The 25,158-nt window shown below is 45.4% G+C and carries 20 protein-coding genes and 1 tRNA gene; 14 read left to right on the top strand and 7 right to left on the bottom strand.

What is annotated here, in order from left to right; all coding sequences use genetic code 11:
- The first annotated feature begins 87 nt into the window (after positions 1 to 87).
- Entirely contained in the window at positions 88 to 1,479 is a 1,392-nt protein-coding gene (purF, locus tag WHS43_06115; protein ID MEJ5339212.1) for an amidophosphoribosyltransferase, read from the top strand.
- Here the strand turns inward: purF and kdsA are convergent.
- Positions 1,437 to 2,219 (bottom strand): 3-deoxy-8-phosphooctulonate synthase, encoded by a 783-nt coding sequence (kdsA, locus tag WHS43_06110; protein ID MEJ5339211.1) that lies wholly within the window; start codon positions 2,217 to 2,219, stop codon positions 1,437 to 1,439. The genes purF and kdsA overlap by 43 nt on opposite strands.
- A gap of 19 nt (positions 2,220 to 2,238) precedes the next feature.
- Here kdsA and proB point away from each other — a divergent pair, with 19 nt between their 5' ends.
- Positions 2,239 to 3,300: a glutamate 5-kinase gene (gene proB, locus WHS43_06105; GenBank protein MEJ5339210.1), complete on the top strand. Its 1,062-nt coding sequence runs from the start codon at positions 2,239 to 2,241 to the stop codon at positions 3,298 to 3,300.
- Positions 3,301 to 3,315: 15 nt separating this feature from the next.
- On the opposite strand, the gene WHS43_06100 is transcribed toward proB, so the two are convergent.
- Complete coding sequence (locus WHS43_06100) at positions 3,316 to 6,018, bottom strand: glycosyltransferase family 4 protein (GenBank protein ID MEJ5339209.1); 2,703 nt, start codon at positions 6,016 to 6,018, stop codon at positions 3,316 to 3,318.
- 119 nt (positions 6,019 to 6,137) lie between these two features.
- Between WHS43_06100 and WHS43_06095 the strand changes: the two genes are divergently transcribed.
- Together WHS43_06095 and WHS43_06090 are read left to right on the top strand one after the other, a co-directional pair.
- The gene (locus tag WHS43_06095) at positions 6,138 to 7,202 is read left to right on the top strand and encodes a glycosyltransferase family 4 protein (protein MEJ5339208.1); all 1,065 of its coding nucleotides are present in this window, start codon (positions 6,138 to 6,140) and stop codon (positions 7,200 to 7,202) included.
- Entirely contained in the window at positions 7,166 to 8,134 is a 969-nt protein-coding gene (locus WHS43_06090; GenBank protein ID MEJ5339207.1) for a PIG-L family deacetylase, read from the top strand. Before WHS43_06095 ends, WHS43_06090 begins: the two co-directional genes overlap by 37 nt.
- A 68-nt stretch (positions 8,135 to 8,202) precedes the next feature.
- On the opposite strand, the gene WHS43_06085 is transcribed toward WHS43_06090, so the two are convergent.
- Together WHS43_06085 and gmk are read right to left on the bottom strand one after the other, a co-directional pair.
- Positions 8,203 to 8,622 carry a CoA-binding protein gene (locus tag WHS43_06085; protein ID MEJ5339206.1) on the bottom strand — a complete coding sequence of 140 codons (420 nt, stop codon included), beginning with the start codon at positions 8,620 to 8,622 and terminating at the stop codon, positions 8,203 to 8,205.
- A gap of 30 nt (positions 8,623 to 8,652) precedes the next feature.
- Entirely contained in the window at positions 8,653 to 9,288 is a 636-nt protein-coding gene (gene gmk / locus WHS43_06080) for a guanylate kinase (protein MEJ5339205.1), read from the bottom strand.
- Between the two features lie 19 nt (positions 9,289 to 9,307).
- On the opposite strand from gmk, the gene WHS43_06075 reads away from it, so the two are divergent.
- The 7 genes from WHS43_06075 (at position 9,308) to WHS43_06045 (ending at position 15,933) form a co-directional block, all read left to right on the top strand.
- Positions 9,308 to 9,383 (top strand) — tRNA-Val (locus WHS43_06075).
- Between the two features lie 16 nt (positions 9,384 to 9,399).
- A complete protein-coding gene (locus WHS43_06070) occupies positions 9,400 to 10,350 on the top strand; it encodes an acetyl-CoA carboxylase carboxyltransferase subunit alpha (protein ID MEJ5339204.1) in 951 nt (316 codons plus the stop codon).
- Positions 10,347 to 12,374 (top strand): DUF3536 domain-containing protein, encoded by a 2,028-nt coding sequence (locus WHS43_06065; protein MEJ5339203.1) that lies wholly within the window; start codon positions 10,347 to 10,349, stop codon positions 12,372 to 12,374. Before WHS43_06070 ends, WHS43_06065 begins: the two co-directional genes overlap by 4 nt.
- 9 nt (positions 12,375 to 12,383) lie before the next feature.
- On the top strand, positions 12,384 to 13,649 hold the full coding sequence (locus WHS43_06060) for a nicotinate phosphoribosyltransferase (protein ID MEJ5339202.1): 1,266 nt from the start codon (positions 12,384 to 12,386) through the stop codon (positions 13,647 to 13,649).
- 2 nt (positions 13,650 to 13,651) lie between these two features.
- Complete coding sequence (gene rpoZ, locus WHS43_06055; GenBank protein ID MEJ5339201.1) at positions 13,652 to 13,882, top strand: DNA-directed RNA polymerase subunit omega; 231 nt, start codon at positions 13,652 to 13,654, stop codon at positions 13,880 to 13,882.
- The gene (locus WHS43_06050) at positions 13,875 to 14,282 is read left to right on the top strand and encodes a hypothetical protein (GenBank protein ID MEJ5339200.1); all 408 of its coding nucleotides are present in this window, start codon (positions 13,875 to 13,877) and stop codon (positions 14,280 to 14,282) included. Before rpoZ ends, WHS43_06050 begins: the two co-directional genes overlap by 8 nt.
- 70 nt (positions 14,283 to 14,352) lie before the next feature.
- Positions 14,353 to 15,933 carry a lytic transglycosylase domain-containing protein gene (locus WHS43_06045; GenBank protein MEJ5339199.1) on the top strand — a complete coding sequence of 527 codons (1,581 nt, stop codon included), beginning with the start codon at positions 14,353 to 14,355 and terminating at the stop codon, positions 15,931 to 15,933.
- A gap of 1 nt (position 15,934) precedes the next feature.
- Here WHS43_06045 and hemL read toward each other — a convergent pair whose 3' ends face one another.
- Both hemL and WHS43_06035 read right to left on the bottom strand, forming a co-directional pair.
- Positions 15,935 to 17,209, bottom strand: coding sequence for a glutamate-1-semialdehyde 2,1-aminomutase (hemL, locus tag WHS43_06040; protein MEJ5339198.1), 1,275 nt, complete (start codon positions 17,207 to 17,209; stop codon positions 15,935 to 15,937).
- Positions 17,196 to 17,942 carry a DUF3782 domain-containing protein gene (locus WHS43_06035; GenBank protein MEJ5339197.1) on the bottom strand — a complete coding sequence of 249 codons (747 nt, stop codon included), beginning with the start codon at positions 17,940 to 17,942 and terminating at the stop codon, positions 17,196 to 17,198. Before WHS43_06035 ends, hemL begins: the two co-directional genes overlap by 14 nt.
- A gap of 53 nt (positions 17,943 to 17,995) precedes the next feature.
- Here WHS43_06035 and thrC point away from each other — a divergent pair, with 53 nt between their 5' ends.
- Both thrC and WHS43_06025 read left to right on the top strand, forming a co-directional pair.
- On the top strand, positions 17,996 to 19,225 hold the full coding sequence (gene thrC, locus WHS43_06030; GenBank protein ID MEJ5339196.1) for a threonine synthase: 1,230 nt from the start codon (positions 17,996 to 17,998) through the stop codon (positions 19,223 to 19,225).
- Entirely contained in the window at positions 19,188 to 19,652 is a 465-nt protein-coding gene (locus tag WHS43_06025) for a TlpA disulfide reductase family protein (GenBank protein ID MEJ5339195.1), read from the top strand. Before thrC ends, WHS43_06025 begins: the two co-directional genes overlap by 38 nt.
- Here the strand turns inward: WHS43_06025 and mgtA are convergent.
- The gene (mgtA, locus tag WHS43_06020) at positions 19,642 to 22,062 is read right to left on the bottom strand and encodes a magnesium-translocating P-type ATPase (GenBank protein ID MEJ5339194.1); all 2,421 of its coding nucleotides are present in this window, start codon (positions 22,060 to 22,062) and stop codon (positions 19,642 to 19,644) included. The genes WHS43_06025 and mgtA overlap by 11 nt on opposite strands.
- Positions 22,063 to 22,125: 63 nt before the next feature.
- Between mgtA and WHS43_06015 the strand changes: the two genes are divergently transcribed.
- Complete coding sequence (locus tag WHS43_06015; protein ID MEJ5339193.1) at positions 22,126 to 25,143, top strand: valine--tRNA ligase; 3,018 nt, start codon at positions 22,126 to 22,128, stop codon at positions 25,141 to 25,143.
- The last annotated feature ends 15 nt before the right edge of the window (positions 25,144 to 25,158 follow it).

Here is a 25,158-nt window from a genome sequence, read left to right as displayed (position 1 = left end):
AATCTACATGGCGGTAATTTCTTACAATCTCCATAGGCTCTGGAGTGCAGGGATGCTATAACTTGCAACTTGCGTTATATTATTCTCATGTGCGGAATCTTTGGAGTTTTCAATGCGGAGCACGCAGAGAGATATGCCTTTTATGGCATATATGCCCTTCAGCACAGGGGACAGGAAAGTGTAGGCATAGCCGTATCGGACTACGAACACATAAGACTGGTAAAGAAACCCGGGCTTGTTCTTGAAGCCATAAGAAGGGAGGACCTCCAGCATATGTCTGGCTTTCTTGCCATAGCCCATGTGAGGTATTCCACCGCCGGAGACTCTGGGGGTATAAATTCCCAGCCTATTCTCAGAGAAACATCCCTTGGCAGTGTGGCGGTGGTTCACAACGGAAATCTGGTCAACTACCTGCCCCTCAGGGCGGAGCTTGAGGGCAAAGGCGTAAATTTTTTTCACACCTCAGATACAGAACTTTTCCTTGCCCTTTTAGAGGAGGGTGAGCTTACACCAGAAGAGGTGGAGCTCCATCCTCATGACCGGCAAATCATCCCAAGGGTTTTCTACGCCCTGTCAAGGGCAAGGGGTGCCTACAGCCTTCTCTATCTCTTCAGGGACAGGATTGTAGCCGCCAGAGACCCTATGGGCTTCAGACCTCTACTCATGGGAAGGCTAAAGGATACTATTCTCTTTGCCTCTGAGAGCTGTGCCTTTGACATACTGGGAGGTGAGCTATGGAGAGAGGTAAAGCCCGGTGAGGTGCTTGTGGTGGATGGACAGGGTATAAGAAGCTACTTCCCTTTCAGGTCTGAGAAAAGGGCCATGTGTATATTTGAACTTGTTTACTTTTCAAAGCCAGAGAGCTTTGTCTTTGATACATGGGTTTACAGTGCACGCAAAAGGATGGGGGAGCTCCTCGCCTACGAGGATGAGGTGCAGGCAGATGTGGTGGTTCCCGTTCCTGACTCCGGGGTTGTCCCTGCCATAGGATACGCTCAGGCGAAAGGTCTTCCCCTTGAGCTTGGTCTTATAAGAAACCACTACGTGGGAAGGAGCTTTATAGAACCCACACAGGAGCTCAGAGACATAAGGGTGCTCATGAAGCTCAACCCAAACAGGGCTGTTCTTGAAGGAAAGAGAGTGGTGGTCATTGACGATTCCCTTGTCCGGGGAACTACATCAAAGAAAATAGTTAGTATGCTCAGGCGTGCAGGTGCGAAGGAGGTTCATATGCGCATAGCATCACCGCCTGTTGTTGGACCCTGCTATTACGGTATAGATACCCCTACAAGGGATGAGCTCATAGCCAACAGGATGAGCCTTGAGGACATAAGAAAGTTCATAGGTGCGGATTCACTGAAGTATCTTTCCCTTGAGAGCCTGAGGTCTGTGGTGGACAGTCCTCAGGATTTCTGCGATGCCTGTTTCAGCAACGCTTACCCTCTTGAGGTGGAGGGAACTGCACTGAGGATGCGCTGAACTGTTTCAAGGATTTCTCCAAGCCGGGAGAGAGGGACCATGTTGGGTCCGTCAGAGAGAGCCCTGTCGGGGTCCGGGTGGGTTTCCATAAAAAGGCCATCCACTCCCACCGCCACAGCAGCACGGACAAGCGGAAGCACAAACTCCCTCTGACCTGCAGACCTGTCTCCAGCTCCACCCGGAAGCTGAACGCTGTGTGTGGCATCAAATATCACCTTTGTAAACTCCCTCATTATTACAAGGCTTCTGAAGTCTACCACCAGGTTGTTGTATCCAAAACTCGCCCCTCTCTCCGTTATGTAGTAATCCACAGCCCCTGCAAAGCGTAGTTTTTCCACTATGTTCTTTGCATCCCAGGGTGCGAGAAACTGCCCCTTTTTCACGTTTACTGGCTTTCCGCTCTTTCCCGCCTCTAAAAGAAGGTCCGTCTGCCTGCAGAGAAAGGCAGGAATCTGCAGCATATCCACCACCTCAGAGGCAGGCTGGACCTGCCAAGTCTCATGCACATCGGTTGTAATCCTGAGCTCAAACTCTTCCTTCACTTTCTGAAGGACCCTAAGACCCTCCTCAAGTCCCGGACCTCTGAAGGACCTGTGAGAGCTTCTGTTGGCCTTGTCAAAGGAGGACTTGAAGACAAAGTCAAAGTCTGTAAACTCTTCTGAGAGCCTTTTAATATGCTCTGCGGTCTGCATGACCACCTTCTCTTCCTCTATGACGCACGGGCCGGCTATTATCAGCATGTTTTAAAATATAATCCCCATGCTTCTTGTGGTGAAGATTGGTTCAAACCTCATACAGACAGAGGAGGGGGACATAGACCTGAGCTTTCTCTCAAGGCTTGCAGGGGAGGTAAAGAAACTGAGAGAAAAAAATCACAGGGCTCTAATAGTCTCATCTGGGGCAGTTCTCTGTGGAGTAAAAAAGCTCGGCCTGGGCGAAAGGCCGGGAGAACTCAGCATAAAGCAGGCAGTGGCGGGCGTTGGCCAGGCATACCTTATGCACCTTTACGATATGGTCTTTTCCAACTATGGACTGACAGTAGGTCAGGCTCTTCTCACTGCAGATATTTTCAAGGATAGAGAAAAGTTTCAGAACGCAAAAAACGCCCTCAGCAGTATGCTTTCTCTTGGTATAGTGCCCATAATAAACGAAAACGACACGGTAGCCATATCTGAGCTTCTTTTTGGAGATAACGACTTTCTTGCAGTTCACACCGCTTACATGATGAAGGCCGACCTTATAGTGGTCTTTTCCACTGCAGGTGGGCTCTTGGATGAAGAGGGCAGGGTTGTGCCTCTGGTGGAGGATGTGGATGGTGTTCTCCATCTTGTAAAGGGTGTAAACTCCCAGTTTGGCACTGGCGGTATGCTGAGCAAGATAACTGCCTCACGCATAGCCATCAGGCTTGGTATTCCGGTGGTGATAACTGGCAAGAATGACAGCCTCCTTCAGATTATGGAAGGAAGGACTGCTGGCACCTATTTCAGGCCATCTCCAAAACCTCTTAAAGAGGGTAAAAAAGCCCTCGCCATGCTTGAAGAACCAAAAGGTGCCATATACATAGATGAAGGGGCATACAGAGCCATAAAGCAGGGAAAAAGCCTTCTTCCTGCCGGCATAAGGAAAGTAGAAGGTGCCTTTCAGAGGGGAGATGTGGTGGTTCTCTACGACGAGAGAGGCTTTCTCGTAGGAAAGGGAAGGGTAAACTTCAGCTTCGAGGAGGTGTTGAGAATCATCAGAAAAAAAGGAGAGGAAGTAAAAAAGATTTTAAAGACCAGCAAGGAAGAAGTAATGCATATAGATAATATGGTGGTATTCTGAATATGCTTTAATATTTCATTGTTTTCTTAAATATTCATATATTTTTTTTGCCATTTTTTCAACCAAAGGATGTTTTTTAAACAACATTTTATATTTAAGGCCAAATTCTATAATTTTATTTCTTACATCTCTTGCAGAATGCTCCATATAACAAATTGGTAAGTCCGAATATACATAAGTTAATCTGCCCCCCTCAAGCATGGTAAGCTCCACGCCCTTCCTTACAAGAGCAGGCATGCATGCGCATATGCTAAACCAAGATCCCTCATTTATAGCATCTGGTTTCAACCAAGGTTCTGTATTATAAATATCTAGATAACTGAAGCGAATTATGTCAGGATATTCATACCTATGTTGGTCTAGAGTCATACCAATTACCTCCATAAGGTCATCCACGCGTGTGTAATTTTCTGGCAGGATTAGATTGTAGTCATCCACAAGTTTATATCTGTAAGGTCTTGCCAAGGCAAAGTTTACCCTTATAGCTTTTTGAATCATCGGCAAAATACGTTCAAGAGTTTCTCTGGCTCTATCTTTAGAGAACCATTCTTTTACGTATGCTGTGGCTTTTCTAGACAGTGACCATCTTAACTCATCGTTTTTTACTATTTCTACTACTTTTTTAGCAAACTCTTCTGGACCTTCCGCTATAACTATGCCAGATTTTGTGATCTCTGGAAGACCTTCGGCACCCAGAGGTGTTGTTACAACAGGCACACCATATTCAAGACTGTTCAGTATTTTACCCTTTATACCAGAGCCGGAAACCATTGGGGCAACTGTAAGGGCATGCCTTTTCAATTCTTTACCCACATCCTCTATCCAGCCTATGAAATGAACTTTATTTCTATAAAGTTCTAATAAGCTCTTATCTTCTACCAGTTCTTCAAGCTTTAACATTTCTGTTCTATCACCAATTACATAAAACTCTATATCAGAGTCTTTTTTCAGAACATGATGGTATATATTATTGAGAAAAAACTTAATAGCCAAGAGGTTATTGAAGTTCATCAATCCGCCTACAAAACATACAGTCTTACCATAATTATGAGAATATTCGGCTGGATCATGAATATTTCTTACTATGACAATTTTTTCAGGAGATATATCAAAATTTTCAACTATGTAGTTTTTTTCCTCTTCAGAGACAACAATAACTATGTCAGCGAGTTTATACATTTCTTGTTCTAGTATTTTTATGGATTCAAGCTCTTTCTCCTTTAGAATTTCCCCCGCAAGTTTGGCTCTATCATAATGCTTGTATAGGCTGTCCATAGCATCGTACACTACAGGCATGTTGTATACGAGTTTAGCCCTTCTTGCCAAACCAACAGCCTTGCGAAGTCTCCTGTAGTCCCATACCTCTGTTATCCATAGAATATCGTGAAAACCAATCATGGAAAAATTTTCGTATAACGGACTCCTTATGTTGAAATTTTTGTAAATATGCAAGAGTTCTTTTATTTCTTTTTCTGAACCTTTTACGAAAAAACCATGAGAGTATGTCACTCTAGCTCCTAAATCAAGCAGAGTTTTAAGTATTTCGTAGTTTCTTCTACATGAAGAAGTTTTTGAAGGCATGAGAGGAACTTCTACATAGAAAAGAATGTTTAAATTATTATAGCTTATTCTATCTATTTTATTTAGTTCAGGTTTTATTGATAAGATGTATTCTTCAAGCTGTTTGATTTGTTTATCCATTGAAAAATTTTCTCTTACAAATTTCATGGCATTTTCTGACATCTTTTTCAATCTTTCTTCATCGCCTATAGCAGTCTTTATAACTTTATAAAGGTTATCTACATTAATTGGTTTGACAAGAAATCCTGTTTTTGTGTGCAAAAAGGTTTCTGGTAAACCTCCACTTTCTGACCCTACTACAGGACAGCCACACGCCTGAGCCTCAATGGCAGACCTAGGCAGAGATTCCTTGTATAGTTCTGGTATTGTAGGTACTATACACAAAGCAGATTCACTGTATGCTTTTATCAGTTCAGATTTGCCGACTTTGCCGTGAAAGAATAATCCTGGAATGTTAATTCTACTATCAACGTTTTCTTCAAGTCCCCAAAGGCTTGAGTCTCCATATATATGCAACTCGACATCTTCCATATCCTTTTTGAGTTTCTTAAATGCATCTATCAACACATATATGCCCTTAGACCTTATTGTAGCTCCTGCAAACATTATTTTTTTATGATTTCTCTTGACGTGAGGTGTTGGCTTGTAAAATTCTGTATCTATACCGTATGGAATCTTTATTAGTTTATCTTGCACTATACCCCATTCAGCATAAGCATTCTTCTGATATTCTGATAAACATATGACACCGTCCACGTGCTTATTGATAAATTCTGGGCTAACTCTGTGCTCTATAAAACTCATATCATGAGGATACAGAAAGAATCTTCTGATATTGTTGAAGCTCAGTAAAACCTTTATTGGAAATGCGTGAACGGAAATACAGGCTTCAAATTCAATATTTTTGTAATTTTTGAAAACTTCAGCAAGTTGAAAGTCTTCTCCAAAATTTATAAAATTTATACCCTCAAAATAAGCGTTTAAATTGAGAAAATGTCCAAAAAAATAAACATTCCAGCCTCTATTTTTAAGGGCCTGCGCCATTTCGAGCATGACGGTTTCAGCCCCACCCGACACACCTTCAAGGTTAATGGGGAAAACTTTATGCACAAGAATTATATTTTTACCTTCCTTCATAGAATGGCGCCTCCAAACTTAAAAACCTTGTCGAATATGTCATTTGAAAGATAATTATACTACCATTCTATATGTTAATGTATAATATCAACAAGCTTATGTGCTGCTAAGGATTCCAAATGGGTAGTGTTCTTATAGTAACAGGCCCCAACCCGTTTCAATGGAGCGGGGGTATAGAAACTTATGTCTTAAATTTGTATGGCGTATTGAAGGAAGAAGGCTGGCATGTGGATGTGGATTTCTTTGAAAAACATGGGCTCACGCCCTATAAACTTGAAGATTATTATAATCATGCTCGTATAATCAAAGAAAAAGCAGACAAGTATGATTTTATAATAAGTAATTCTATATATGGGGCCTTTATTGAGATGGACATTAATAAAATTTTAAATATCTGTCATGGTGTATATCGTGATATTGCAAATGTATGCCGGAATTTTCTAAATAAGTGTGATTATCTTGACTTTTATTATAGGCTTGGTTTAATGGAAGATTTCACATATTCAGGTAAGAAAGTGGTGTCTGTTAGTTCAAGTGTTACTTCAAGCCTACGTAGACATTTTAGGACGGGAAGAATAATCACTATAAGAAACTTTGTTGATACAAATGTCTTTAAGCCTTTGAATTTAGAAAACGAATTTAGCAAAAGCAAAAAGCTTAAAGGATTATATGTTGGTAGAACTGATGCCACCAAGGGCTATGATATATTTATTGAAGTGTACAAGAGAACGCAAACCTATATAGAATGGGTACAGTGTTTATCCACAGGTGGATTAAGAGAATATGCTGAGATAGAAGAAATCCAAACGTATAAAAGTATACCTCATGAAGATATGCCTTACATATACAACAAAGTTGACTTCGTGTTTTTTCCCTCCAGGTACGAGGGCTTTGGGTTCACTTCTGTGGAGGCACTTGCATGCGGTAGGCCAGTTATTGCTTACGAAACTGGTATCTTCAACGGTTTATCAAAATTATTACCTCATCTAAGTCTTGGTGAACCAAATCAAAAAAACACTCTGGATACGGTAGATAGGTTTATGGAGATAATCAAACTGGTAGAAGACATAAACTTTAGAAAACATATAAGGAGGTATGGAAGGTATATAGCTAATAAATTCTTTAACAAGGAGATCTGGAAAAGAAAATGGCTGAGCTTATTAAACAAAAGGAATGGGATATAGAAAGGATAAGAAATGTGCTGGTAATTGCTCCACGCCCCGGTGATGAACTTTTAGGGTGTGGTGGTAGTATACGCTTCTTGGTGGAATGTGGTAAAGATGTTAGTGTTTTGTTTTTATCAGACTATGGAGGAAAGCACACTTCAGAAGCTTGGATAGATAAAGTGACCATGGTTAAGGAAATGCTCGGATATAATCATGCAGAATTCTGGAAGTATCCCAGCAACAGGTTGAAAGAATACAAAGAAAGCTTAGAGCAAGAGCTGACAGATTTCCTATTGCAAAAAGGTATAGACCTAATTTTGTGCCCTGCTGTGTTTGACTTTCATCAAGACAACAGAGCCATAGGTGAAGTATGCACAAACTTACATATTAAGCTTTATCCCAAAAAGTTCGCTTTTTATTCTGTGTATAGCTATATTCCCGGAAATTTTAATATAGATATATCAAGTTATGTTGATACGATTGTTCAAGCCCTGCACATATACAGTGAATGCTCTGCTCTAATCAGTAATGCTGAATTTTTTAACCTTGCTGTAAGAAAATTTAATGGGTTTATTTTCGGGCAGAATGCAAAATATTATGAAAGCTTTATATTGCTCGAGGATAATTGGGATCTATCAGAGATTGTTCAATATGTGATGGGAGATATCTTTGCGAGAGGTCAAGAATTCTACAAATACAGCAAAGTTAAACACATATACCACATCATAGGTTATGCAAGGTATCTAGAAGATGAATTGAGCAAGAGAGATACGGAAATAGCAAGACTTCATAAAGAGAAGTTTGAACTCTGGAAACAGTGTGAAGAGGAGAAACTAAAGTATGAAGAGCAAATAACAGAGCTTCATGCAATAAAGGCTTCTAAGTTTTACAAGTTGATGTTAGTGTATCATAAGCTTAAAGACAAACTTTTGTCTAAATTGCTTTTCTAAGCAAGGTCTGAGAAAATCATGAGGGCTGACTTATTGAAAGGAATCAACACGTTGGAATTTACTAACCTTTAAAGATAACCTGCCTCAACGCCTATACAGGCGTTCCAGACTATGTTTATTTTATCCTTATACTTTTCTATAACCTCAGGGTTTTCACAGCCAGGCTGAAGCCACACACACCTTGCCCCCACCTGAAGGGCCTCCTGAAGGATGGGCTCTATGTGTGCCGGGTTTCTGAAAACGTTGACAATATCCACAGTCTCTGGCACATCAGAAAGGGAAGAAAGGACCTTAACACCCAGTATTTCCTGCCCTGCATACTTGGGGTTCACAAGGTAGACTTTATGAATACCCTTTGATATGACCCTTTCGGTCACATAGTAAGAGGGCCTTTCCGGGTCTGGAGAAATGCCTATCACTGCCACCACTCTTGACTCTTTCAGCACCTTAAAAGCATCGTCACTGTGAGGATGGTGGAGTTCTTTCATAAGAAAGTATTATAACATGAACAAAGCAAGTCATATTTCAAAAATAGAGCAGGGCTTTTTCTGAAGCGCCAGTATGATATTCTCATCGCCAAGCCCCGGACTTTTTAGAAAACTTTCCTTTCTATACCTCTGGGCAATTATTATGGTATGCAAAGCCTCCACAGTCTTGTCTATGAATTCGTTTACCACTATGTAATCAAAATGCCTGGCACAGGCTATCTCTTCTTCGGCTTTCCTGAGCCTCTGCTCCAGATTCTCCCTGCCATAGCCCCTGCTCAGGAGCCTTCTTCTAAGTTCTTCAAGGCTTGGAGGCATAAGAAAGAGGAGTATGCTCTGGGGATAGGCTTTTTTTACACTGTTTGCACCCTGCACATCTATAACGAGTAGAGAGTCTCCCCCTTCCTCTTCGTTTTTGAGAACCTGGTCCCTGGGCGTGCCGTAGTAGTTACCGTATACATCTGCGTATTCAAGAAAGTAACCCTCCTTTATCCTTTCTTCAAACTCTCGCCTGTCCATGAAAATGTAATCAACACCGTGCCTCTCTCCTTCTCTTTTTTGCCTTGTAGTTGCGGTTACTATCCTTCTTACTCCTGGACAGGTTTTTAGAAGCCTTTCTGCTACTGTAGTTTTACCAGTCCCAGAGGGTGCAGAAAGAACGAAGAGCATGCTATAATTATAAATCATAAGGCGCGTAGCTCAGCTGGCAGAGCGCTGGCCCGACACGCCAGAGGTCGGCGGTTCAAATCCGCCCGCGCCTACCATGGTATAATCTTCCCGATGTTTTTAGACTTTGAAAGGGACCTTCAGGAGATTCATCAGAAGATAGACCAGCTCAGAAGGCTCTATAACCTTGGAGACAGAGAAAAGGAGAGAGAACTAAGAAAACTCCAGAGGGAGTTTCTGAAGAAAAGTAAGGAAGTGTATTCAAAACTTGACCCATGGGAGAGGGTTCTCCTAGCAAGACATCCTCAGAGGCCGCATGCCATGGATTACATAAACCTTTTGTTTGGAAACTTTACAGAGCTTCATGGAGACAGATGCTTTGGGGATGACAAGGCTGTGGTGGCGGGCTTTGGCTACCTTGACAGTCTTCCTGTGGCAGTGATAGGACAAGAGAAGGGAAGGACAACCAAGGAGAAGATGGAGAGAAACTTTGGCATGCCTCATCCTGAGGGATACAGGAAGGCCATAAGGGTAGCAAGGCTGGCTGAGAGATACCGGATGCCTGTTATAACCCTAATAGATACGCCGGGAGCCTATCCGGGTATTGGTGCAGAGGAGAGGGGACAGTCGGAGGCCATAGCCCAGAGCCTCTATACCTTTGGTCAGTTAAAAGTTCCAACCATTGCGGTAATAATAGGGGAGGGCGGATCTGGTGGTGCACTTGCCCTCGGGGTTGCCAACAGGATACTTATGCTGGAAAATGCCGTATACTCAGTAATATCCCCAGAGGGCTGTGCGGCAATCCTCTGGAAGGACCAGAGCAAGGTAAAGGAGGCATCAAGGGCCCTCAAGCTTACAGCTCAGGACCTTCTGAAGCTGGGAGTCATTGACGCCATAGTGCCAGAGCCTCTTGGTGCAGCACACTGGGACCACAGAAGGAGTGCAAGGATTCTCAAGCGCTTTCTCAAAAGATGTCTTACCGAGCTTCTGAACATGGAGCGGGAAGAGCTCCTCCAGGACAGAATAGGGAAGTTTGAAAAGATGGGTGCCTTTGTGGAGTTATGAGTCTTCTGTGTGTTCACTGTCACTTTCATCAACCGCCAAGAGAAAACCCCTATCTCGGTCTTATTCCTGTAGAGCCTACCGCTCATCCTTTTGAAAACTGGAATGAGAGAATATTCAGAGAATCCTATCTTCCCAACCTCTACGCCCACTACAGAAGGGATGGCAAGATACTGAAAATAGTCAACAACTACCAGCACGTGAGTTTTAACTTCACCTTCAGCCTTCTCTCCTGGCTCCTGAGAGAAAAGCCGTGGTTTGTTGATAGACTGAGAAGTGTGGGGGAAAACGCCATAGCCACTGGCTTTAACCACACCATACTTCCCCTTGACCCAGAAGAGGACAGAGAAGTTCAGATAGTCTGGGGTATAAGGGCCTTTGAGAGGATATTTGGAAGGAAGCCCAGGGGCTTCTGGCTTCCAGAGCTTGCAGTGGATAGAAGGACCCTATCCCTCCTGGTGAGGCATGGCATTGGCTATGTGATACTCGCACCCCATCAGGTAAAGGCGAGGGGTAGCTATCTCAGGCATAGCCTTCCGGAGGGGCACATAGACATATTTGTCTACGACGGGGAGCTCTCTCATGGTATAGCCTTTGGCGACCTGATAAACAACATGGAAGAAGTTATAAACAGAACAAAGGCAAGAAAAGGCATCACCCTTATCGCGGTGGACGGCGAGACCTTTGGCCATCACAAAAAGTTCGGTGAGATGGGGCTTGCCTACCTTCTGGAGAACCACCCGGGCATGAAGACCCTAGAGAGTGTGTCCATGAATATGCGTCCTGAGGGCGAGACAGAGATATGGGAGTTTACTTCCTGGAGCTGTGCCCACGGTGTGGAAAGGTGGAGGTCTGATTGTGGCTGTGCTACAGGGGGCATGCCCGGCTGGCACCAACTCTGGCGAGGACCCATGAGAGAAGCCCTTGAACTGGTCAGGTCCTCTGTAAAGGAAAGACTTTTCAGGGTTCTTGAACAATACACAAAAGACCCGCAAAAGGCCCTCTTTAACTTTGTAGACCTTCTCCTTGGAGGCTCAAAGGAGGAGTATCTACAGGTTAACGCAAAAAGACCTCTTAGCATAGAAGAGAGAAGAGAGCTTTTTAAGCATCTCTATGCCTACAAATACATCAGCTATGCCTTTTCTTCAGATGGCTGGTTCTTTGCTGACATTTCAGGCATAGAGGCTGTTAAAAACCTTCTCTTTGCAAAGAAAGCCATGGACCTCGTCGGTGATGGAGAGCTTGAAGAAAGATTTCTCATGGTGCTTTCCACCGCTCCAAGCAACCTGCAATCTTACGGTAACGGTCTTGGAGTATGGCAGAGACTTGTCCTGCCTCAGAGGGTTGAGGGCAATGACCTTATAACCTCCATAGCAGCCCTTGAGCTGTCTGATGTAATTCCTCAAGAGGGGACTCTTGGCAAGTTTTATTACAGGGTGGAAGGCTTTGAACCATGGAAGGTTTATATCAGGGACATGGAGACGGAAGAGGAGTTTGAGGGAGTAGAAGACCTGAAAGAGTTTGATGCTGACAGAGTGCCTCAGCCTCTGCTGGGATGGCTACTTGACCACTGGGCCCTTGGATATCTTCAGGAAGATGTAAACTTCACTGAGAGCTATGAACTTCTCCTTGAAGACCTGCTCATGCATGCACGGGGCAAATACTTTGAGGCGGGGAATCTCATAGCTCAGCAGGTTGAAGCTTACCTGAAGCTCAGGCTATATCTTCTTCTGAGGGAACTGACTCCTGTGGATACCCTTGAGAGGGTTCTGGAGAAAGCAGACAGCCTTGAGATTAACATAAGAGATGCCTCCATGAAATTCTTGCTGGAAAGATACATAGGCAGGAAGGTTCTGCAGGATATATCGGAGGAGGAGGTGAAAAGGATAGTTGCCTTCGTCAGAGACTACAACAGGACTGTGGGAAAGTATGAGCTTATGGTAACCCTCTGGGAGCTTCAGAACTGGGCATGGGAAAACAGGGGAAGGCTGAGTCCCGAGACTCTGAACCTTCTGGAATTTGCATAAAATACTACTATGCCATCAAAGGCCCTCTTTACAGACCTTTATGAGCTTACCATGGCTCAGGCTTACCTTGAGGCTGGTAAAACAGGGAGGGCAGTTTTTAGCCTTTTTGTGAGAAAACTTCCAGAGAACAGAAACTTTCTCCTTTCCTGTGGTCTTGAGCCCCTGCTTGAATCTCTTGGTGAATTTAGGTTTGGTGATGAGGAGCTAAAATACATAAAGTCTCTTGGCATTTTTAAAAGCTGGTTTTTAGATTATCTTGAGGAATACCAGTTCAGGGGAGACCTCTATGCAATAGGGGAGGGAAAGATAGTCTTTCAGAAGGAGCCTCTGGTTCAGATTGAGGGGTCTCTACCAGAGGTGCAGATACTGGAAACTCTTGTTATAAACATCATCCACTTCAACACTCTAATTGCCTCCAAGGCTGCAAGGTCCTACCTGGCATCAGGAGGCAGAACACTTGTGGATTTTGGTCTGAGAAGGGCCCACGGACTTGACGCTGGACTTTACTCAGCAAGAGCCTGCTATATGACGGGCTTTGCCGGCACTTCAAACCTCGAGGCAGGCAGGAAATACGGAATTCCAGTCTTTGGCACCATGGCCCACTCTTTTGTTATGGTATTTGAAGAAGAGGAGGAAGCCTTCAGAGCTTTTGCGAGGAGCTTTCCAGAAAGGGCCCTTTTTCTTATAGACACTTATGATACTCTTGAGGGTGCAAGGAAGACTTTAAGGCTGATGAAGGAAGGCATAAGAGTTGTTGGGGTAAGAATTGACAGCGGAGACCTTCTGAGTTTATGCAGAAGCGTAAGGGAGCTTTTTGATGCTGAGGGCTTCAAGGACATAAAGATACTGGTCAGCGGTGGACTTGATGAGGAAGATCTGCAATATCTTATCTCGCAGGGTGCACCCGTGGATATTTTTGGTGTTGGCACAAAAGTCCTGACCTCTGCAGATGCCCCATACCTTGACATAGCCTACAAGCTTGTAGAGTATGAAGGAAAACCAAAGTTCAAGCTGAGCCCGGGAAAACAGACCTTTCCCTACAAGAGGCAGGTTGTAAGGCATTATGAAGGAGGTTTCATGTCTTACGATGAGGTAATTCCCTACAGGGATGGTGGGCTTGTGGAGCCCGTATGTAAAGAAGGGAGCCTGATAAAGCCTCTGCCTACTCTAAAAGAGATAAGAGAAATCTTCCTGGAGGAAATCTCCCGTATGCCCCCGTGGCTGAAGTCCCTCAGAAGGGAAAAGGAGTATAATGTTCTATTAAAGGAGGTTTGAGAATGAGCAAAAGACCCAGTATAGAGGAAGCACTTAAGAGGGTGTCTTCAAGGTATGAGCTTGTGCATGCAGCGGCCAGAAGGGTAAGCCAGCTTCTGGAAAGGGGTGAAGACATTTTTGTAAGAGACAGGACAAGGGGTGAGCTCATAAAAAAGACCTTTCAGGCCATAGAGGACATAGCTCAGGGGAAAGTGCAGGTTGTGAGGCTCAAAAGGGGCTCTGAGAATGATTAAGTCGCTGGAGTTTCTCCATATTCTCTTTGCCGCAGTGTGGATAGGGGGGATGGTCTACAGCCTGCTTTTTCTCAAGCCCTCTCTGAGGGAGCTTTCTCAGGAAGAACAGAGGCTCAGGCTACTTCGTGCCGTGTTTTCCAGGTTCTTTCCGGCAGTCTGGCTTTCTATACTTGTCCTCTTTATAACAGGCATGGGTATCTGGCATGGCTACAGGAGAGACTTTTCTGATAACCCACTGTTTCATGCTAAGCTCTTTATATTTGCACTTATGACGCTCGTATTCGCCTACATTTATCTTTTCCTCTTCAGGAAAGAAAAGCTTTCACACATCCCTAACCTCATCTGGGTAAACCTCTTCCTTGGAATTCTCGTTCTGCTAATAATCACATATATTAGCTGATATGTTCCTGCTGCTACTGCTTCTTCCCCTTTTCGTATTTGCTCAGCTGCCGGGGGAGTATCGTCTTTTTATGGCTTACCTGGAGAACAGAGACCCCATCCTGGGGCAAAGAATTCTTAAAGAATACCCGGATGCAGTTTTCAGAGATGACCTTATGTTTTTCCTGGCAAAGGATGCAGTGCTGAGGGGAAAAAAGGAAGAGGCAGGCAGGCTTCTCATGGAGCTAAACCCAAGAAATCTGAAAGAGGAATACAGAGAAGAATATCTGAACCTCTGGAGGGAACTTAATCTTGACCCGAAGGCAGGCTTTCTGAAGTCTCCTGTGCTTTTCAGAGGGTTTATCCAGTATATAGAACTTAGCCCTGAGGAAGCCCTTACGGCGTCAGAGGAACTTTTCAGGAGAAGGTATTACAGAGAAGTTGTTGCACTTCTTGAAGGTCTGGATTTTCAGAAGGTATGTTTTATGCTGGGCACCTCTCTCAGAGCCCTGAGGGAGAGTGAAAAAGCTCTTCAGACCTTTCAGGAGTGCAGGGACAGCAGGGCCAGGGCTGAGCTTGCAGTTATGTATTACGAGCTGGAGCAGAGGGAGAAGACGGAGGAACTTCTTTCTTCCATTGTAGACAGAAATCTGGTCTCTGATATCCTTTTCAGGCTTGGAAGGCTGAACGTGCAAAGGGGAAATTTTCAGGAAGCTATAAACTTTTTCCTGCGCATGGAACCCTCCTACAGAAGGGATTTTAACCTGGGCTTATCCTACTATGCTCTGGGAGATTACGCAAAAGCCTTTGAGCACTTTTTAGCCTCTGTGAAATACTCACAGACCAGAGATGAGGCATCTACGGGCAACTTCTGGGCATACAAGTGTGCCATACTTCTCAGAAGGGAGGATGCGAGTGAGTATCTTGTAAAGGCCTCCAATGGGGCGGGATTTTACCATGCAGTTGCCAGCTCCATGCTGGGTCTTCCGGTGGCGAGCAGGGCTTTGAGGGTTGTGATGGAGGACGAGAGCCTGCCGAAAACCGCAGGAGTGGTAAAGGCTATATGGGAGGCAGGTTTTCCAGAATACGCAAGGCTTGAGGCTTTTAAGAGGCTGAGGGATTTAACCTCCTCTGATGTGATTGCCATATCGCGTCTTGACCCGCATCTTGCTGTCAGACTTGCCGTGAGAAAGTATGGCTATGGTAGTTTTGTTTACAATGCGGTAGCCTTTCCCAGACCTTTCAGAGGTAAGGTAGAAAAAGCCTCTGAAAAATACTCCATAGAAAGTGCTCTCATATACGCGGTAATGAGGCAGGAAAGCTTGTTTGACCCTTATGCAGTATCCGTGGCAAACGCCAGGGGGCTCATGCAACTCATAGACAGCACTGCCCAGTATGTGGCAAGAAGGGAAGGCATACGCATAAGAAACATCTACGACCCAGAGACCAACATAACCCTTGGTGCCGCCTATCTGAGATACCTGCTTGACCAGTGGAAGGGAGACCTTGTGAGAACGCTCGCCAGCTACAACGCTGGACCCACAAGGGTAAGAAGCTGGCCTCAACATGAAGACCAGTATCTCTTTATAGAAACCATCCCCATCCGGGAGACCAGGGACTATGTGAAAAGGGTCATGTATAACTACTATGTCTATTCAGAGCTTCTCAGATAACTCAGAGCTCTGATACTGCCCTTTCTATTCTTTCAAGGGCAAGGTCTATATCTTCTTCTGTGTGGGCTGTGCTCAAAAACCACGCCTCAAACTGAGCGGGCGGTATAAGAACACCCTCCTTCAGCAGGCTTCTGAAGAACCTTCCAAAGAGTTCTCTATCTGACTTTTTGGCAGTCTCGTAATCGTAGACCTCCTCCTCTGTGAAGAAGAGGGTAAACATGGAGGCTATCTGGTTTATCCTGTGGGGTATGCCCTTTTCTGTGAGTATCTCCGAAATGCCTGATGTCAACCTATTTGTGAGCCTTTCAAGCTCTTCGTAAGGGTTTAGTCTGAAAAGCTCTGTAAGGGTTGCAATGCCTGCCACCACAGAGAGGGGGTTGCCAGAAAGTGTTCCCGCCTGATAGACGGGTCCTTCTGGTGCTATCATCTGCATGATTTCTTTTCTTCCTCCGTAGGCACCCAGTGGCATACCACCACCCAGTATCTTTCCCATGCAGGTTATATCTGGGTCTCTACCCAGTAGCTCCTGAGCCCCGCCCTTTGAAAGCCTGAAGTTGGTTATCACCTCATCGCATATGACAAGTGCACCATACCTTCTGGTTATCTCCCTTATGCTCTCCAAAAAACCGGGCTTTGGCAGAACCACTCCCATGTTGCCCGCCACGGGCTCCACTATCACGCAGGCAATATTTTCTCCATATTTCCTGAAAACTTCCTCAAGGGCCTCCGTGTTGTTGTAAGGAATAACGAGGGTCAGACTTGCTATCTCCTCTGGCACTCCTGGAGTGCCCGGAATGCCCAGCGTGGCAACGCCTGAGCCTGCACTCACCAGTAAAGAGTCAGCATGCCCGTGGTAGCATCCGTCAAACTTGACCACGTATTTTCTTTTCGTGTAGCCCCTTGCCAGCCTTATGGCGGACATGGTTGCCTCAGTGCCAGAGGAGACAAACCTCACCATCTCCACAGAGGGCATAGCAGAAACCACAAGCTTTGCAAGAGTTATCTCATGCTCGTTTGTAAGCCCGTAAGATAGACCTTTCCTTGCCTGCTCCTGAAGGGCAGAAACCACTGCAGGATGCGCATGCCCCAGAATAAGGGGTCCCCAGGACATGAGAAAGTCTATGTATTCCTTGCCCTCCACATCCCACAGCCTTGAGCCCTGAGCCCTTGAGACTATTATGGGCTCACCACCAACCGCCTTGAAAGCCCTTACGGGAGAGCTCACACCTCCAGGCATGAGGGTCCTTGCCCTTTCAAAAAGTTCACTGTTTTTCATTCAAGCCCTCCACATCTTCTGGATAGGAATAAGCCTCAAAGCCATATTCCTCTGCAAGTTCCATTGCTTTTGAATCTACCATCGGGAATATGACGAGAACTCTGTCTAATTCTCTACCTTCCTTCTTCTTATAGAAGTCCACCGTCCTCTTTAGCACAAAAACGTCAGACTTGCTCATGGAAGACTTTATCTCTGCCAGTATGGTTTTCCCGTTCTTTATTATAAGGTCAAGCTCTATCTGGTGGGGTTTTCCAAAAACTTCTCCCTCTTCATCATAGGCGAGGTATCTCTCTACCTTTACAGGAAAATCCTCTTCCAGTATGCCTTTTATGGCTTCTCTGAAGGAGCTTTCAGCCCTTAGTCCCCACCTTGCACCCTGAGCATCTGTACCTGTGTCATACTTCCTATGGAGTTTCTTTATCTCCTCTATAAGCTCCCTGTTTATTTTCTGCTGTTCCTCCCAGCGTCTTTCCTGCACTTCCCATCGTCTGTTTTGCTCCTGCCAAAGGGCGCTCTGCTCCTGCCACCCCTTTTCCTGTTCTTCTCTGAGCCTTACAAGCTCATCACCTATCCTGACCACTTCTCTGTATAGCTTTTCAAGGTTGTCCTCTGTTTTTTCCTTGTCCGCAAAGTGCGTAGAGAGCTCTCTTATTACATACTCCCGGAGTTCAGGCTCTTGCAGAACATTTTTCAAAAACCTCTTTGCCTTCTCAACAAAAACTTTTTTTGCCATGTCTTAGCTTATATTATATTATCTTTACTTCATACTCCTGTGGAGGTAGCAAAATGGCAAAGGTTCTGGGACTCAAATGCAGGGAATGCGGAAGGGAGTATTCCATAGAACCCATGCACGTGTGCGAGTTCTGTTTTGGACCTCTGGAGGTAGTCTATGACTACGATGAGATAAAAGGGAAAATAAGCAGGGAAAGTATAGAGAAAGGTCCAAAAAGCCTCTGGAGATACATAGACCTTCTGCCGGTGGAGAAGCCAAGAGTGGGGCTGAGTGCCGGCTTTACGCCTCTCAGGAAGGCGGAGAACCTGGGGAGAATGCTGGGGCTTGAAAACCTGTATATTAAGGACGATTCGGTAAACCATCCCACGCTCTCCTTCAAGGACAGGGTCGTATCCGTTGCCATATCCAAGGCTATGGAGTTTGGCTTTGATACTGCCGCATGCGCCTCTACAGGAAACCTTGCCAATTCGGTGGCGAGCCATTCTGCACAGGCAGGCCTCAACTGTTTTGTCTTTATACCTGCAAACCTCGAATCCCAGAAGATATATGGTAGCCTTGTCTTTGCTCCCACAGTGGTTGCGGTGGAGGGCACTTATGACGATGTGAACAGGCTCTGCTCTGAGATTGCCAGCGAGCTTCAGTGGGCCTTTGTGAACATAAACATAAGACCCTTCTACGCAGAAGGCTCAAAGACCCTTGCCTTTGAGGTGGTGGAACAGTTGGGCTGGAAGGCTCCCGATGCTGTGGTGGCACCTGCAGCCTCAGGCTCATTGGTTACCAAAATATGGAAAGGTTTAAAAGAGCTCCTGAAGGTGGGTCTTATAGAGGAGCTCAGGACTAGAGTATACGGAGCTCAGGCGGAAGGTTGCTCCCCAATAGCAAGCGCCTGGAAAGAAGGCAGAGACTACATAATCCCCGTGCGTCCCAACACCATTGCCAAGTCCATAGCCATAGGAAACCCCGCAGACGGCATATACGCACTACAGGTCACAAGGGAAAGCGGAGGAGACTGGGAAACTGCCACTGACGAGGAAATAATAGATGGCATCAAACTCCTTGCGGAGACAGAAGGTATATTCACAGAGACCGCCGGTGGGACAACCATAGCAGTCCTCAAAAAGCTCGCCCAGAGGGGAGCCTTCAGAAGGGACGAGGTGGTGGTCGCCTACATTACAGGCAACGGATACAAGACCATGGAAGTTCTTGACAATCATCTGAAAGAGACTATACATATAAAACCGAGCCTTGCGGACTTTAAGGAAAAGATACTTGCCCGCGTTTAGATACTTTGCCCGTGTCTTCTTTCTCCTCCCCCTTTTTTTACTCCTTTCCTGCTCACGGGACACCCTGCCCAGGGTGCAGGTCAGAGACCTTGAGGGCAGGGGCGTATACCTTTCAGACTTAAAGGGCAGACCCATTATCCTTTACGTATGGAGCAGGACCTGCGCCGGGCACAGCGAGCATCTGAAGAAGCTAAACAGGCTCGTGGAAGAAAAGAAGGAATACCTTATCATCTCCTATGCGGTCGCCATGGAGCCCGAGGATGTTCTCAAGAGCTACAGAGAGCTCAACATAGAACCGCGTTTTCTCACCCTTGTGGACACAGAGGTCAGGTTCAACGACCACTTTCCCATAACCTTTCTGCCCTCCACCTTTATCTTTGACGAGAGGGGTAGGTTTGTGAGGAGTTCACCAGGACTTAATTACTGAGTCTCGCAGCATATAACCTTTTTACCATCTCCACAAGAAAAACGTAAGAGAGCGTCACTATGAACACGAAGATGAGCTGCTCTACACCAAGAGGATATAGCCCAAGGAGCCTTCCAAAGGGTGAATAGAGGAGGAAAACTCCAGAGCTCAAGACTCCGAGGACTGTAAGCACAAGAGCCTTAGAGGGCCTGCTCTGTAAAAAGGCAGTTTTATCAGTTCTTAAGAAGAGGAGGACGAGGCTCTGAGTGACAAGGCTTTCAAGAAACCAGAGAGACCTGAATGTATCCGGCCCTGCCCTGAGTATATGCATGGCGTAGAAGAAGGTTGCGTAATCAAAGATAGAGCTTACAGGACCAAAAAAGACGATAAACTTCTTGAGCTTTGATAAGTCCCAGGAGGTTGGTTTTTTAAGCTTTTCCTCATCCACATTATCAGATGGAAGGGTCAGGAAAGATAGGTCTGCAAGAAGATTCAAAGTTAAAACCTGATAGGGAAGAAGTGGGATGAAAGGCACAAGAAAGGAAGCACCCAACACAGACAACATGTTTCCAAAATTGGAGCTTGTCTGTATTCTTGAATACTTCATACTGTTCAAAAAGGCTCTCCTCCCCTCAACAATTGCTTCCCTTATGCCTGCAAGGTCTGGGTTTGAAAAAACGATATCTGCAGACTCTTTGACCACATCCATTGCATTTTCCACAGACAGTGCAACATCTGATGCTCTCATAGCAAGCAAATCATTGGCACCATCGCCCATATAACCCACCACATGACCAAGCCTTCTTAATGCAAGAACTATGTCTTCCTTCTGCATGGGGTCAAGTTCTGCAAAAACATAAAAATCCCTGACTATTGCTGTCAAAGCCTCCGCTGGATATTTTCTCAGCTCTTCACCGGATATAATTTTCTCTGGGAGACCCAAATCCTTTGCAAATTTTTTGGCTACGAGTATATTGTCTCCCGTTACTATTCTTAAATCAACTCCAAGAGCCATTAATTCCTGAATAGTTTTCTTTGAGTCTTGCTTTATCGGGTCATGAAGCACTATAAATCCTCCAAATATCATCTCTCTTTCATCAGTGTAGGCGATATTATCTTTTCTGAGGTCTTTATATGCTAGAGCTATGACTTTGTATCCCTGTTCGCTATATCTCTGATAGATTTCTTCAATCTTACCCTTTAATTCTTCTATTCTTAAGATTCTACCTTCAACTGAGGCGTAAGAGCATACTTCAAGTATGTTTTTATATGCTCCTTTTGTGATGAGTATAAAATTCCCTTCTTTTGTTCTGACAAGTATGGAAAGCCTTTTTCTCTGAAAATCAAAGGGTATTTCATCTGCCTTTGTAAAATCCTCCAGGTATTCTTTGTTAAACTTTGACTTAATGGCTTCGTCTATTGGATTTCTGTAGCCAGTCTGCATCATGGCGTTAAGACAGGCATAAAGTCTGACTTTTTCATCCTCCTTTCCAAGGGCGTTTAGAAAGGCCAGAACATCCATCTTCCCCTGAGTCAGGGTTCCTGTCTTGTCTGTGCAGAGTATGGTCATGTTCCCTAGATTGTAAAGGGAGGAGAGCCTTCTGGTTATTATTCCTCTTGTTGCTATAAGTCTCGCGCTGTGAGAAAGGGTTACATTCACAATAACCGGTAGCAGAAAGGGTGTTATCCCTATGCCAACAGAAAGAGCATATAGAAGGGAGTCGATTACACCCTTGTGGAGATGAGCGTTTATTGCAAAGACCACTATTACCATAGCTGAAGCTATCTGCAATAGAACAAAACCAAGGTTTCTGAGCCCCTTTTCAAAGTCCGTTTCTTCTTTTCCATGCTTTAGTTTCTCAACAACCTGGCCGTATCGCGTGTTCCTTCCTGTCTTTTCAACTCTACCAATACCGTAGCCGCTTATGACACTCGTGCCCATGTAAGTCCTTTCACCTTCACGCTTTTCTACGGGATACGCCTCACCGGTGAGAAAGGCTTCGTCTACGAATAAATCCTTTGCTTCTATGAGAAGAATATCTGCAGGGACTATGCGGCCTGCAGTCAGGACCACAATATCGTCAACAACCACTTCCTCAACCGGAACTTCTCTCCTTTCCCCCTCTCTAATTACAATAGCTGTGGTCTTTACTCTACTGAGGAGTTTTTCCACGGACCTGTTTGCAGACCTTTCCTGCAGGAAGCCTATAAAACCAGAGATTAGAAGAATCAGAAGGATTATGAGGGTATCTGTAGTCTCACCGAGGATGTATGAGAAGGTAGCTGTGAGAATCAGCAGGTATATGAAGGGGTTTTTAAACTGAGAAAGGAAAAGTTGAAGGTCTGATGACCTTCTTTCTCTCAAGCTATTGTATCCGTATAGCTTTAATCTTCTGTCTACTTCCTCATGACTTAGACCTCTATAGGACATACACTCTTATTCTAATCTTTGACCGTTAAGAAATAATGAAGAAGGTGCTATAATCCTTTCCTTATGAAGGACATAGGGCAGTATAACCACAGGGAAGTAGAGGACAGGCACTCAAAGAGATGGATAGAGAAGGCTCTTTACTCTGTAAAAGACCCGTCTTCTGAAAATAGGTTTTCGGTGGTCATTCCACCGCCTAACGTGACCGGCTCTCTTCACATGGGCCATGCCCTGAACGCCACCCTGCAGGACATTGTCTGCCGCTGGCAGAGGATGCTGGGCAGGAGCGTGGTGTGGGTGCCTGGCTTTGACCATGCAGGCATCGCCACACAGTATGTGGTAGACAGACAGCTTCAGGAGAAGGGCATAAGCAGGCTTGATATAGGAAGAGAAGAGTTCCTCAAAAAAGTCTGGGATTGGGTTCCACAGTCAAGGAAAGCCATAAGAGAACAGCTTGAAAAGCTCGGCGTGAGTGTGGACTGGAAGAGAGAAAGGTTTACCTTGGATGAAGGCTTTTCAAGGGCGGTCAGATACGCCTTCAGAAGGCTCTACGAAGAGGGTCTTATATACAGGGGAGAATATATGGTAAGCTGGTGTCCCAAAGACCTGACAGCCCTCTCTGACCTTGAGGTGGAGCACGAGGAGGAAGAAGGCAAGCTCTACTACATAAGATATCCACTTGAGGATGGCTCCGGCTACATCACCGTTGCCACTACCCGTCCTGAGACTATGCTGGGAGACACGGCGGTAGCTGTCCACCCAGAGGACGAACGCTACAAGGCTTTTGTGGGCAGAAGTATAAGGCTTCCTCTCGTGGAATGGAAAAGAAGGGCAATGGACGGCTCTGAGGTGGAGCCCCTTATACCCATCATAGCAGACGAGAGGGTAAAGCCTGAGTTTGGCACGGGCGCGGTCAAGATAACGCCTGCTCATGACCCTCTGGACTTTGAAATAGGTAAAGACCATGGCCTTCCCCTCGTGCAGGTGATGGACCAGTTTGCATGCATGAACGAGAATGCAGGCAGGTTTGCAGGACAGGATAGATACACGGCAAGAAAGAAAATCGTGGAGGAGCTTGAAGCTCTTGGACTTCTTGAAAAGGTGGAAAGCCACAGGCATGCGGTGGGCAAGTGCTACCGCTGTAAAACTGTTCTTGAGCCCTTTGTTTCTACCCAGTGGTTTCTGAAGGTCTCAGACCCGAGGATAAAAGATACCGCCATAAAAGTGGTAAAAGAAGGGCTTATAAAGTTCATCCCGGAGAACTGGGCAAAGATTTACATTGGGTGGATGGAAAACCTCAGGGACTGGTGCATATCCCGTCAGATATGGTGGGGGCACAGAATACCAGTCTGGTACTGTCAGGATTGCGGACACGAGAATGTGTTTACCGACGAAGACTTTGACAGGGTCTACGACAAGCTCATATTTAACCTCATAGCGGATGGCAAAATAAGCGAGGAGTTTACCCCGGAAGAGGTCTCGCAGATTCTCAACTCCCCCAGCTTTGTCCACCCAGAGATGACCGTTCTTGACTTTTACAAGAAGTTTGCTTTCCACAGATACCACTCCACAGAGGTAGATGCCAACTCCCTGAGATTGTTTTTTACTCAGGACCTTAACCCTATGGCCATACTCACAGAGAAGAAGAGTAGATACAGGTATGACAGTAGGAAAAAGACCTACCACTTTGTTCTCAGATGTAAGAAGTGTGGTTCTGAAAGGCTGGTGCAGGAAAGGGATGTGCTGGATACGTGGTTTTCTTCAGCTCTCTGGCCCTTTGGTGTTTTTGGCTGGCCCGAGCAGGCGGAAGACCTCAAGAAGCTCTATCCCACCGACCTTCTTGTGACGGGCTTTGATATTATCTTTTTCTGGGTTGCCCGTATGGTGATGATGGGCACCTTTTTCATGGAAGATGTTCCCTTCAGGGATGTATACATCCATGCTCTCATAAGGGACGAGAAGGGTCAGAAAATGTCAAAGACAAAGGGAAATGTGATAGACCCCCTTGACATAGTGGAAAAATACGGTGCGGATGCCCTGCGGTTTACCCTTGCCATACTTACCCAGCAGGGCAGGGACATAAGGCTCTCTGAAAAGCGCTTTGAGGGCTACAAGCACTTTGCCAACAAACTCTGGAACGCAGGCAGGTTTATCCTCATGAACCTCCAGCCAGACCTTCTTTCCAGCCTTCCCTACTTTGCACCCCCCAGACCTGAAGACCTCTGGATTATAACCAGGCTCAACAAAACAGCAGAGAAGGTAAACAGGGCTCTGTCAGAATACGAGTTTTCAGAGGCGGCGAGAGAGCTTTACGAGTTTGTTTGGAGTGAATTCTGCGACTGGTATATTGAGTTTTCAAAACTCAGGCTCTACGCCAAGCCGGATGAGAACCTTCCAGAGGAAGAGAGAAGGGCGCAGGATGAGAGGATAAGGGCTGAAAAGATAACCGTTCAGGCAACCTTGCTTACTGTTTTTGAAAAAACCCTCAGGCTTTTGCACCCCTTCATGCCCTTTATTACAGAGGACTTGTGGCAGAACCTTCCAGTTGCACACAGAGAGAGTATATCCCTGACCGACTATCCTCAGTTTAACCCTAAAGAGGTCTATGAAGAGGCGGAGAAGAAGGTAGAAAGAATAAAAGAAATTGTATCCTCCATAAGGTCTCTGAGGAGCGACCTAAGGATTGAGCCTTCAAGGAAGGTTAAGCTATATTACAGAGCTGGCGAAAGCAGACAGCTGGTGCACGAATTCCTGCCCCACATCCTTAGCCTTGCCAGGCTGGAAAGCCTTGAAGAGGTGGTTGAGGAACCATCAAACTGCGTTGCAGGCTTTTCTAAGGACTTTGAGTTTTACCTGCCAGTGGAAGAAGGCATAAAAGTGGAAGAACTCATAAGCTCCTATTCAAAGAGGCTATCTGAGATAGAAAAGTCCCTTCAGAGCCTCCAGCAGAAGCTCAGCAACGAAAACTTCCTCAAAAGGGCTCCAGAGGAGGAGGTGCAGAAGGCAAGGGAAAACCTGGCGGAACTGATGCAAGAAAGGGAAAAGGTGGAGAACCTTCTGGCGCTTCTTAAGCGTGTAGTATAGGTTCTGTCAAATTTC

The organism is Aquificaceae bacterium (genome assembly GCA_037481935.1).
Classification (GTDB): domain Bacteria; phylum Aquificota; class Aquificia; order Aquificales; family Aquificaceae; genus Pampinifervens.
This window is presented reverse-complemented; position numbering and strand designations above follow the sequence as displayed.